This is a genomic window from Acinetobacter sp. Swhac1 (genome assembly GCF_013390985.1).
Lineage (GTDB): Bacteria > Pseudomonadota > Gammaproteobacteria > Pseudomonadales > Moraxellaceae > Acinetobacter > Acinetobacter towneri.
This window is the reverse complement of the sequence record NZ_JACASN010000050.1, coordinates 1-9,315: the sequence shown is the minus strand read 5'-3', so window position 1 is coordinate 9,315 and position 9,315 is coordinate 1. Positions and strand designations below refer to the sequence as shown.

The following is a 9,315-nucleotide window of genomic DNA, read 5'->3' as shown; positions in this document are numbered from 1 at the left end:
AGACAAAATGACACCAAATGAGTTTTACTATGATCAGCTACCCCAACAAAACAAGGTGGCTTAACTAGAGCGGAATATCACTTATAAATACGCTTTTAGTTGTTCAAACAAGTGGGACCACCTCTCTCGCATTTGCGGGGTTTTTAATGCTGAATAAAAGGAAAACTTGATGGAATTGCCCAATATTATTCAACAATTTATTGGAAACAGCGTTTTAGAGCCAAATAAAATTGGTCAGTCGCCATCGGATGTTTATTCTTTTAATCGAAATAATGAAACTTTTTTTCTTAAGCGATCTAGCACTTTATATACAGAGACCACATACAGTGTCTCTCGCGAAGCGAAAATGTTGAGTTGGCTCTCTGAGAAATTAAAGGTGCCTGAACTCATCATGACTTTTCAGGATGAGCAGTTTGAATTAATGATCACTAAAGCGATCAATGCAAAACCAATTTCAGCGCTTTTTTTAACAGACCAAGAATTGCTTGCTATCTATAAGGAGGCACTCAATCTGTTAAATTCAGTTGCTATTATTGATTGTCCATTTATTTCAAACATTGATCATCGGTTAAAAGAGTCAAAATTTTTTATTGATAACCAACTCCTTGACGATATAGATCAAGATGATTTTGACGCTGAATTATGGGGAGACCATAGAACTTACCTAAGTCTATGGAATGAGTTAACTGAGACTCGTGTTGAAGAAAGATTGGTTTTTTCTCATGGCGATATCACGGATAGTAATATTTTTATAGATAAATTCAATGAAATTTACTTTTTAGATCTTGGCCGTGCTGGGTTAGCTGATGAATTTGTAGATATATCCTTTGTTGAACGTTGCCTAAGAGAGGATGCCTCGGAGGAAACTGCTAAAATATTTTTAAAGCATTTAAAAAATGATAGACCTGACAAAAGGAATTATTTTTTAAAACTTGATGAATTGAATTGATTCTAAGCATTATCTAAAAATACTTAATTGTCTTTTAACGTCGCTAAATTTTAAATAAATAAGTGAAGAGTGTTAGTGGAGCCACTGATTTAAAGTTGGCAGAGTAAAACTTGAAGTGCGACATAAACCACCTAATTAATTTAAAGGGTTTATGGAGTATATAAAATTGTCATACCATCATCTTAACTTTGAAGATCGTACTGCATTAATGCTTGAGTCAAGAAAAGAAGGCTTTTCAGCCAGAAAATTTGCTGAACTCATTAAAAGACATCCTAGTACGATCTATCGTGAGCTTAAAAGAAATAGCATCAATGACGTTTATCAAGCTCGATATGCTTCTGATAACACCTTCGCTAGACGTAGACGTGGTCACAGAAAACTCAAAATCGATTCAATCCTCTGGAAATTTATTGTTGAAGCGATCCGTTGTTTATGGTCTCCTCAGCAAATAGCAAAGCGTTTAAAGACATTTCCTGATTTGGATCAAACAATGAATGTAAGCCATACAACGATTTATTCAACGATACGAGCATTACCAAAGGGTGAGTTGAAAAAAGACTTATTATCCTGTCTACGTCATGAAAATAAAAAGCGAAAAGCTAACGGTGAACCTAAAAAAGATTCTATATTACAGGATATTAAAACTATTCATGAGCGCCCAGCCGAAGTTCAAGAAAGAAAAATACCGGGTCATTGGGAAGCTGATTTAATTAAAGGTAAAGACAATAAAAGTTCGATAGCAACACTTATTGAACGAAATACACGGCTCTGTATCTTGGCAACATTACCTGATGCAAAGGCAGAATCAGTGCGCAAGGCTTTAACTGAAGCTCTGAAATATTTACCTGCAGAACTGCGTAAAACGTTGACCTATGACCGTGGACGTGAGATGTCAGAACATAAAATACTCGAAGAAGATTTAGGCATAGATGTATATTTCTGTGACCCACATTCACCCTGGCAAAAAGGCACATGCGAAAATATGAATGGTTTAATTAGGCAATATTTACCTAAAGGGATTGATTTAAATCAGGCAGATCAGCATTATTTAAATCAAGTTGCCATGTCACTGAATACTCGTCCTAGAAAGGCGTTAGATTGGCTTACACCATTAGAGAAATTTGCTCAGCTTGTTGATTATCATATGGCTTTTGAAACTGTCGCACCTCATGTTTGAATTCGCCCCATATTTTTGCTACAGTGAACCAAATTAAGATCATCTATTTACTAGGCCTCGCATTTGCGGGGTTTTTAATGCTGAATAAAAGGAAAACTTGATGGAATTGCCCAATATTATGCACCCGGTCGCGAAGCTGAGCACCGCATTAGCCGCTGCATTGATGCTGAGCGGGTGCATGCCCGGTGAAATCCGCCCGACGATTGGCCAGCAAATGGAAACTGGCGACCAACGGTTTGGCGATCTGGTTTTCCGCCAGCTCGCACCGAATGTCTGGCAGCACACTTCCTATCTCGACATGCCGGGTTTCGGGGCAGTCGCTTCCAACGGTTTGATCGTCAGGGATGGCGGCCGCGTGCTGGTGGTCGATACCGCCTGGACCGATGACCAGACCGCCCAGATCCTCAACTGGATCAAGCAGGAGATCAACCTGCCGGTCGCGCTGGCGGTGGTGACTCACGCGCATCAGGACAAGATGGGCGGTATGGACGCGCTGCATGCGGCGGGGATTGCGACTTATGCCAATGCGTTGTCGAACCAGCTTGCCCCGCAAGAGGGGATGGTTGCGGCGCAACACAGCCTGACTTTCGCCGCCAATGGCTGGGTCGAACCAGCAACCGCGCCCAACTTTGGCCCGCTCAAGGTATTTTACCCCGGCCCCGGCCACACCAGTGACAATATCACCGTTGGGATCGACGGCACCGACATCGCTTTTGGTGGCTGCCTGATCAAGGACAGCAAGGCCAAGTCGCTCGGCAATCTCGGTGATGCCGACACTGAGCACTACGCCGCGTCAGCGCGCGCGTTTGGTGCGGCGTTCCCCAAGGCCAGCATGATCGTGATGAGCCATTCCGCCCCCGATAGCCGCGCCGCAATCACTCATACGGCCCGCATGGCCGACAAGCTGCGCTGAGCCATGGCTGACCACGTCACCCCCAATCTGCCATCGCGCGATTTCGATGTGACAGAGGCGTTTTATGCGAAGCTGGGCTTTGCGACGAGTTGGAAGGATCGCGGCTGGATGATCCTGCAGCGCGGCGGTTTGCAGCTCGAATTCTTCCCCTATCCTGACCTCGACCCAGCTACGAGCTCGTTCGGCTGTTGCCTGCGGTTGGATGATCTCGATGCCATGGTGGCATTGGTGAACGCGGCGGGAGCCGAGGAAAAAAGCACCGGCTGGCCGCGCTTCAAAGCTCCGCAACTGGAGGCGAGCGGCCTGAGGATCGGCTACCTGATCGATCCCGACTGCACGCTGGTGCGGCTGATCCAGAACCCCGACTGACCGCATGCCCGCGAAAATCAAGATTTGCGGGATCAGCACACCCGAGGCGCTCGATGCGACCATCGCGGCGCGGGCGGACTATGCCGGGTTGGTGTTCTATCCAGCGTCGCCCCGTGCGGTTACGTCGAATGTCGCGGGCGCTTTGACATCGCGCGCAGCTGGCCAGATCGCCATGGTCGGTTTGTTCGTCGATGCGGATGATGCTGTCATCGCCGACGCACTGGTGGCAGCCAAGCTGAACGCGCTGCAGCTGCACGGTTCGGAATCGCCCGAACGCGTGGCCCAGTTGCGCGCGCGGTTTGGCAAGCCGGTGTGGAAGGCGCTGCCCGTCGCCAGCGCCAGCGATGTCGCACGCGCCGCAGCCTATGCCGGGGCGGCGGACTTGATCTTGTTCGACGCCAAGACCCCCAAAGGCGCGCTGCCCGGCGGCATGGGGTTGGCGTTCGACTGGTCGCTGCTGGCCGGATATCGCGGTGCCTTGCCGTGGGGGCTGGCAGGCGGGCTAAATCCGACGAATGTTGCCGAGGCGATTGCGCGCACCGGAGCGCCGCTGGTCGATACCTCCAGCGGCGTCGAAAGCGCGCCGGGCGTCAAGGATACCGACAAGATTACCAATTTCGCCTTTGCGGTGCGCTTGGCCTAAATCGCGTCGATCAATAGGCGTCGTTCAGCGCAAAGATCGGCTTGCGGGTGCGCCACTGCCCTCGGGTGAAGTCGGGAAAATCTAACGTGCGATTGCCCTCAGCAATCGATTGTTCCGACAGAGGCGTGATCGCGCTCCAGGCCAGCGCGTCGTAAATGTCGATTGGCATCGGGGCCTTGGCCTTCAGCGCCTCGACAAAAGCGTGGATCACGAACCAGTCCATCCCGCCATGCCCGGCCCCTGCCGCCAGATCGGCGTAGCGTTTCCATAGCGGGTGATCGTATTTCGCAAACCAGCCCTCGGCAGGCTCCCAGCGGTGCGGCTGTGGGCTCTTGCCCTCCAGATAGATCGACTTGTTGACGTCCATCCACAGCCCCTCGGTGCCTTGCACCCGAAAGCCGAGAGAATAGGGGCGCGGCAGCGAGGTGTCGTGGCACAGCATGATCGTTTCACCATTAGTGCAGCCGATCATGGTGTTGACCACATCACCCAGTGCGAATTTCACCTCGGCGTTGGGATGATCGGCAGAGCCGTTCTTGACGACATAATCATGCAGCCCGCGCGCCTTACAGCCGAAGCCGCCAGCGCCCGCTTCGCCCGGCAACGCGACCTTCAGGGTGCGGGTCTGCGGCGGGTAGCACACGCCGGCATCGGCGCAGCCCTGGTACTTCACGGTCAGGGTGGTCGCGCTCGCGCCGGCCGCGGGCGTGCCGGTGAGGGTGCCGAGCAATTCCTTGCGGTAGGTTTCGACGTCGCCGAAGAATTCGTCGCGGTAGGCCTTGCCCTTCGGCAGCGCCATGGTCGCGCCGGTGAAGGCGGCATCGGCCTTGACCGAGGTGCGGTGCCGGTACAGGTAATAGCCGTCGGCGATCCGCCAGCGCACCTCGATGCGGTCCGGCGCGGTGGCCTGCGCGGACAGGACGAAGACCTCGTCGACCGGCGGCAGTTCGAAGTCCTGGGCGACGGCCGAGGTCGCGGGCAGCGCAAGCAGCAGGGCGAGCCCGGCCAGCCAGCGGCGCAGGCGGATCGTGGATGCGGTCATTGGCTCAGTTTACCGGTCGGCTCTCGGCGGCCAGCCATTGCAGGTATTCGGGCAGGCCGGACGCGGCTTCGACCGCGAGCAGCTCCGGGAGTTCGTAGGGATGCAGTTGGCGCAGGCGTTCCTGCAGGGCGGGGTAGGCCTCGGCACTGGTCTTGACCAGCAGCAGGACCTCGGCCGCGGCCTCGACCTTGCGTTGCCAGCGATAGACCGAACGCAGGCCGGGCAGGAGGTTGACGCAGGCGGCCAGGCGCTCGGCCACCAGCGCGGTGGCGATGCGCTCGGCGCTGTCGGCGTCGGGACAGGTGCAGAAGCAGATCAGGGCGCTCACCGGCATAGGGTAGCGGCTGCCCCGATCCGGCGGGCCTGGCGGACATCCGCGTGCGGCCCTTGAAAGTCGGCGGGCCCGCCCCATCTCGGTGGCATGCCGGGTTCGCCCGGTTCTGTTGTCCGCGGTTTGGCACTCGCTTCGCGCGACTGCTAAAATCGCCGGGTTTTTCCACGTCAATCAACCATTTACCGAGGTTGCCATGTCCAATATCAAGCCGCTGCACGACCGCGTGGTCATCAAGCGCATGGAAGAAGAGAAGCTGTCCGCCGGCGGGATCGTGATCCCGGATTCGGCCACCGAGAAGCCGATCAAGGGCGAAGTCGTCGCCGTCGGCACCGGCAAGGTGCTGGACAACGGCCAGGTCCGCGCGCCGCAGGTCAAGGTCGGCGACAAGGTGCTGTTCGGCAAGTACAGCGGCACCGAAGTGAAGCTGGACGGCGTCGAGCTGCTGGTGGTGAAGGAAGACGACCTGTTCGCGATCCTCGGCTGATCGCGCGTCGCTCCCACACATTTCTCATCCGAATAATTTTTCGAGGTAATTCGCAATGGCTGCCAAGGACATTCGTTTCGGCGAAGACGCGCGCTCCAAGATGGTGCGCGGCGTCAACGTGCTCGCCAACGCCGTGAAGGCGACCCTCGGCCCGAAGGGCCGCAACGTCGTGCTGCAGAAGAGCTACGGCGCGCCGACCATCACCAAGGACGGCGTCTCCGTCGCCAAGGAAATCGAACTGGCTGACGCGTTCGAGAACATGGGCGCGCAGATGGTGAAGGAAGTCGCTTCCAAGACCTCCGACAACGCCGGCGACGGCACCACCACCGCCACCGTGCTGGCGCAGGCGTTCATCCGCGAGGGCATGAAGGCGGTCGCCGCCGGCATGAACCCGATGGACCTGAAGCGCGGCATCGACCAGGCGGTGAAGGCCGCGGTCGGCGAACTGAAGTCGCTGTCCAAGCCGTCGTCGACCAGCAAGGAAATCGCCCAGGTCGGCGCGATCTCCGCGAACTCGGATGCCAACATCGGCGACCTGATCGCGCAGGCGATGGACAAGGTCGGCAAGGAAGGCGTGATCACGGTCGAGGAAGGCAGCGGCCTGGACAACGAACTCGACGTGGTCGAGGGCATGCAGTTCGACCGCGGCTACCTGAGCCCGTACTTCGTCAACAACCAGCAGTCGATGTCGGCCGACCTGGATGATCCCTTCATCCTGCTGTACGACAAGAAGATCTCCAACGTGCGCGACCTGCTGCCCGTCCTCGAGGGCGTGGCCAAGGCCGGCAAGCCGCTGCTGATCGTGGCGGAGGAAGTCGAAGGCGAAGCGCTGGCGACCCTGGTGGTCAACACCATCCGCGGCATCGTCAAGGTCTGCGCGGTGAAGGCCCCGGGCTTCGGCGACCGTCGCAAGGCGATGCTGGAAGACATGGCGATCCTGACCGGCGGCGTGGTGATTTCCGAGGAAGTCGGCCTGTCGCTGGAGAAGGCCACCATCAAGGACCTCGGCCGCGCCAAGAAGATCCAGGTGTCGAAGGAAAACACCACCATCATCGATGGCGCCGGCGAAGGCGCGGGCATCGAGGCGCGCATCAAGCAGATCAAGGCGCAGATCGAGGAGACCTCCTCCGACTACGACCGCGAGAAGCTGCAGGAGCGCGTGGCCAAGCTGGCCGGCGGCGTTGCGGTGATCAAGGTCGGTGCCGCCACCGAAGTCGAGATGAAGGAAAAGAAGGCGCGCGTCGAAGACGCCCTGCACGCGACCCGTGCGGCCGTCGAGGAAGGCATCGTCCCGGGCGGCGGCGTCGCCCTGATCCGTGCCAAGGCGGCGATCGCCGGCATCAAGGGCGTGAACGAAGACCAGAACCACGGCATCCAGATCGCCCTGCGCGCGATGGAAGCCCCGCTGCGCGAGATCGTGACCAATGCCGGCGATGAGCCGTCGGTCATCCTCAACCGCGTGGTCGAAGGTTCGGGTGCGTTCGGCTACAACGCCGCCAACGGCGAGTTCGGCGACATGATCGAGTTCGGCATCCTGGACCCGACCAAGGTCACCCGCACCGCGCTGCAGAACGCCGCGTCGATCGCGGGCCTGATGATCACCACCGAAGCGATGGTGGCCGAGGCCCCGAAGAAGGACGAGCCGGCGATGCCGGCCGGCGGCGGCATGGGCGGCATGGGCGGCATGGATTTCTAAGCCCCGCGATCCATCAAGCAAGACCACAAAGCCCGGCCTCGTGCCGGGCTTTGTGCGTTCTGGCGTCCGAGGCGGGAGACTTCCTACCCGCCCCGCGGCAATGTCTGACGCGAAGATCAGAAAACGCCGATATGAACGCGTGCTCGCGGGCGCAACCCTGAGCAGCCGTCCCTGCAACGGAGCGCTGCGTGCCGCGCCTGACCGCACCCCGGCGGCAGGCCGAGGTGTGCGCGCCACTGCCGGCCGCCCACGCCGCTGCGCGTTACGCGCGCCACCTGCCCGAGCGCACGCTGCTGTACGCGCTAGTGCAGGCGCACTACCCGGACTTCATCGCGCGTCTTGAGGCCGAAGACCGCCCGCTGCCCGAGTATGTGCGCGAGGAGTTCGAGACCTACCTGCGCTGCGGCGTGCTCGAGTGTTAGCGGCAATGTAAAAATGACCCCCCAACAGCATTTGAAAATTGACCCCCTTGGTTAATATAGTGGTCTTTTTGGACTGCTCAACATGTTAACTTTGGAGCAAGCAGTGACAATCCAAATACTTCATCAACAAGGTCAATCTATTAAGGCAATTAGCCGCGAACTCGGTATTTCTAGAAATACTGTGCGTAAATATTTACGATCTCAAGTAACACCTAAATATCAACGAACACAATCTAAAGTGAGTATTCTTGAGCCTTATAAACCGTATTTAATCAAACGTGTAAATGCCGCCGATCCAGAATGGATACCGGCTGCAGTGTTGTATCAAGAAATCTTGCAAAAAGGCTACACGGGGAAAATTAGAACACTACAAAATTATCTCAATACATTAAAGCCAACTAAACAACCAGAGCCGATTAAGCGATTTGAGACTCAACCAGGTCAACAAATGCAGGTTGATTTCACAACAATTCGACGTCATCACACCACATTAAAAGCATTTGTTGCAACTTTGGGATACTCTAGAGCAACCTTTGTTAAGTTTTATGATCATGAACGTTCTGATGCATGGATTGATGGCTTAGAAAGTGCTTTTCAGTTCTTTGGTGGTGTTCCTAAAGATGTATTATTTGATAATGCTAAGGCCATTATCATTGAACGTGATGCTTATCAAGATGGTCAACATCGCTGGAATGCTAAATTACTTGATTGTGCTAAGAAATATAACTTCCGACCACGTGTTTGTAAGCCATATCGTGCGCAAACAAAAGGTAAAGTAGAACGCTTTAATAGTTATTTGAAATCAAGTTTTATCGTGCCATTAAAAGCAAGTTTAAAGGTGGTTGACCTTAGCTTAGATGTTGATATGGCAAATGCCTATATTGGTCGATGGCTTAGTGAAACAGCAAATCAACGCATTCATGCAACAACTAAAGAAAAACCAAGTACTCGTTTGCTTGAAGAACAACAATATTTTTCTTCATTACCTTTATTTAATGATGGTTCTAAAAAATCTGTAATTGATGATGTTAGCCCATCATCACTCATACCTCATGAGAGTGTTCAACACCCCTTATCAATCTATGATGAATTACTGGAGGTTTCTTAATGAATTTACAGTATGAGCGTATTGAACAGCTTTGCCGTCAGCTTGGTCTACAGAGATGGATCCGTAAATTTGAACAACTCCTATAAGTGATATTCTGCTCCTCAAATGATGTTATAAACATCAATATATGGAGTATTTTATGGCACGTAGACCAAGAAGAAATCATTCAAATGATTTT

General features: G+C 54.1%; 11 protein-coding genes. 9 read left to right on the top strand and 2 right to left on the bottom strand.

Features of this window, described 5'->3' with window-relative positions; translation table 11 throughout:
- Window positions 1-169: 169 nt before the first annotated feature.
- The 5 genes from HX743_RS15010 to HX743_RS14990 all read left to right on the top strand — a co-directional run bounded on the left by HX743_RS15010 (window position 170) and on the right by HX743_RS14990 (window position 4,051).
- Window positions 170-949 (top strand): APH(3')-VI family aminoglycoside O-phosphotransferase, encoded by a 780-nt coding sequence (locus tag HX743_RS15010; RefSeq protein WP_014386410.1) that lies wholly within the window; start codon window positions 170-172, stop codon window positions 947-949.
- 208 nt (window positions 950-1,157) lie between these two features.
- Window positions 1,158-2,126 (top strand): IS30 family transposase, encoded by a 969-nt coding sequence (locus HX743_RS15005; RefSeq protein ID WP_005804963.1) that lies wholly within the window; start codon window positions 1,158-1,160, stop codon window positions 2,124-2,126.
- Window positions 2,127-2,226: 100 nt separating this feature from the next.
- A complete protein-coding gene (locus HX743_RS15000) occupies window positions 2,227-3,039 on the top strand; it encodes a subclass B1 metallo-beta-lactamase NDM-1 (RefSeq protein ID WP_004201164.1) in 813 nt (270 codons plus the stop codon).
- 3 nt (window positions 3,040-3,042) lie between these two features.
- Window positions 3,043-3,408 carry a bleomycin binding protein Ble-MBL gene (ble, locus tag HX743_RS14995; protein ID WP_004201167.1) on the top strand — a complete coding sequence of 122 codons (366 nt, stop codon included), beginning with the start codon at window positions 3,043-3,045 and terminating at the stop codon, window positions 3,406-3,408.
- Between the two features lie 4 nt (window positions 3,409-3,412).
- The gene (locus tag HX743_RS14990; protein WP_004201168.1) at window positions 3,413-4,051 is read left to right on the top strand and encodes a phosphoribosylanthranilate isomerase; all 639 of its coding nucleotides are present in this window, start codon (window positions 3,413-3,415) and stop codon (window positions 4,049-4,051) included.
- A gap of 10 nt (window positions 4,052-4,061) precedes the next feature.
- On the opposite strand, the gene HX743_RS14985 is transcribed toward HX743_RS14990, so the two are convergent.
- Both HX743_RS14985 and cutA read right to left on the bottom strand, forming a co-directional pair.
- Window positions 4,062-5,093 carry a protein-disulfide reductase DsbD domain-containing protein gene (locus HX743_RS14985; RefSeq protein ID WP_004201169.1) on the bottom strand — a complete coding sequence of 344 codons (1,032 nt, stop codon included), beginning with the start codon at window positions 5,091-5,093 and terminating at the stop codon, window positions 4,062-4,064.
- Between the two features lie 4 nt (window positions 5,094-5,097).
- On the bottom strand, window positions 5,098-5,427 hold the full coding sequence (gene cutA, locus HX743_RS14980) for a divalent-cation tolerance protein CutA (RefSeq protein WP_004201171.1): 330 nt from the start codon (window positions 5,425-5,427) through the stop codon (window positions 5,098-5,100).
- 193 nt (window positions 5,428-5,620) lie between these two features.
- Between cutA and groES the strand changes: the two genes are divergently transcribed.
- The 4 genes from groES (at window position 5,621) to istA (ending at window position 9,137) form a co-directional block, all read left to right on the top strand.
- Entirely contained in the window at window positions 5,621-5,911 is a 291-nt protein-coding gene (gene groES, locus HX743_RS14975; protein WP_004201172.1) for a co-chaperone GroES, read from the top strand.
- A gap of 55 nt (window positions 5,912-5,966) precedes the next feature.
- The gene (gene groL, locus HX743_RS14970; protein ID WP_004201176.1) at window positions 5,967-7,607 is read left to right on the top strand and encodes a chaperonin GroEL; all 1,641 of its coding nucleotides are present in this window, start codon (window positions 5,967-5,969) and stop codon (window positions 7,605-7,607) included.
- Window positions 7,608-7,795: 188 nt separating this feature from the next.
- On the top strand, window positions 7,796-8,029 hold the full coding sequence (locus HX743_RS14965) for a hypothetical protein (RefSeq protein WP_223226700.1): 234 nt from the start codon (window positions 7,796-7,798) through the stop codon (window positions 8,027-8,029).
- An 82-nt stretch (window positions 8,030-8,111) separates the two neighbouring features.
- Window positions 8,112-9,137, top strand: coding sequence for an IS21-like element ISEc57 family transposase (gene istA, locus HX743_RS14960; protein ID WP_102025745.1), 1,026 nt, complete (start codon window positions 8,112-8,114; stop codon window positions 9,135-9,137).
- Window positions 9,138-9,315: the final 178 nt, after the last annotated feature.